Source organism: Planctomonas deserti (assembly GCF_003067705.1).
GTDB lineage: Bacteria > Actinomycetota > Actinomycetes > Actinomycetales > Microbacteriaceae > Planctomonas > Planctomonas deserti.
In genome coordinates this window covers 1-1,262 of sequence record NZ_QANL01000011.1, presented here as the reverse complement: position 1 = coordinate 1,262, position 1,262 = coordinate 1, and the positions used below count along the sequence as shown (strand labels likewise).

Genomic DNA, 1,262 nt, shown 5'->3' with positions numbered 1-1,262 from the left:
ATGGCGCGCTGGACCGCTACAGCCTTCAGGCCGGCGAGAGTGCCGCCCCGATCGTGGTTGAAGTGCCGTTCGGCACCTACTGATTGCAGTACTGCACTGGCTAGAATGCAGCGCGGCGCCGTCTGCCGTGCCTGTTCCGTGAGTCGTTGCCGTGTCCCTGCGCCCCTTCCTGCTGCCGTCCCTGCTGCTGTTGTCCGCCTGTGCCAGCGCGCCACCGTCGCCGCCGGCCCATTCCGATGCATTGTGGCGATTGATCGAACGTGACTGCCGGGGCGCCGAAGGTCCACGCGGCGACTGCCTGCGCGTGGAGACGGCCGCAGACCGCCGCGATGTGCTGGTCAAGGACGCGCACGGCGACTACCAGTTCCTGCTGATGCCGCTGGACAAGGTCAGCGGTATCGAGAACCGCAGCCTGTACCAGCGCGGTGCACCGAACTACTTCGCTGCGGCCTGGCAGGCGCGCGGGCATACCGAACAGGCCTTGCGGCAACCGCTGCCGCGCAACGTGGCCAGCCTGGCGCTGAATTCGCCGCACGGCCGCTCGCAGCACCAGCTGCATATCCATGTCGACTGCCTGCGTGCCGACGTGCTGCGGGCGCTGGACACGCATGCTGCCGCCGTCGGCAGCCGCTGGGCACCGTTGCCGGTGCTGCTGCGCGGCCATCAGTACCAGGCCCGCCTGCTGCCGGGCGAGGAACTGACCGCCAATCCGCTCAATCTGCTGGCCTATGACCTCGCTGGCGTGGACGACGTGGGCCAGTGGAGCCTGGTCGTGGCCGGCCGGGACGCCGTGCAGGGCGGTCCGGGCTTCATCCTGCTGGCCACCCGCGTGGATGCCGCCAGCGGCAACGAGGCCAGCGCTGAAGAACTGCAGGACCACGCGTGTTCGGTGCTGACCGGTGCCGGCAATGCGCTGGAGCGGGTGCGCTAGTCCAGCGCGCGATGCTGGCCGCGCCACATCGGCGCGGTCAATGCCAGCAGCTGGCGATCCTGCCAGCCATCCAGATCCAGATGATGGTCGCGCAGCAGGCCTTCCTGCTCGAAGCCGAAGGCGTGCAGCGCAGTGGCGAACGGGTCATTGCAGTCTGGTGGCAGCATCACGAACAGGCGATGCAGGCCGACATCGTCGAACAGGAACGGGCACAGCGCCCGCAGCGCGGCGTCGCTATGCGGGTGCCAGTGCTGCAGCGACAGCAACTCGGCACTGCGCGCGTGCAGCGACTGCAGGCGGATATGCAGCTGATCCAGCACCGTGCCGTGTT

At 68.5% G+C, this 1,262-nt stretch carries 2 protein-coding genes; one reads left to right on the top strand and one right to left on the bottom strand.

Annotated features, from left to right (window positions below; all coding sequences use genetic code 11):
* Positions 1–151: 151 nt before the first annotated feature.
* Positions 152–931: a CDP-diacylglycerol diphosphatase gene (locus DAI20_RS19205; protein ID WP_108252870.1), complete on the top strand. Its 780-nt coding sequence runs from the start codon at positions 152–154 to the stop codon at positions 929–931.
* On the opposite strand, the gene DAI20_RS19200 is transcribed toward DAI20_RS19205, so the two are convergent.
* On the bottom strand, positions 928–1,262 hold a 335-nt coding region (locus DAI20_RS19200; protein ID WP_205781489.1), incomplete at its 5' end, for a GNAT family N-acetyltransferase. The genes DAI20_RS19205 and DAI20_RS19200 overlap by 4 nt on opposite strands.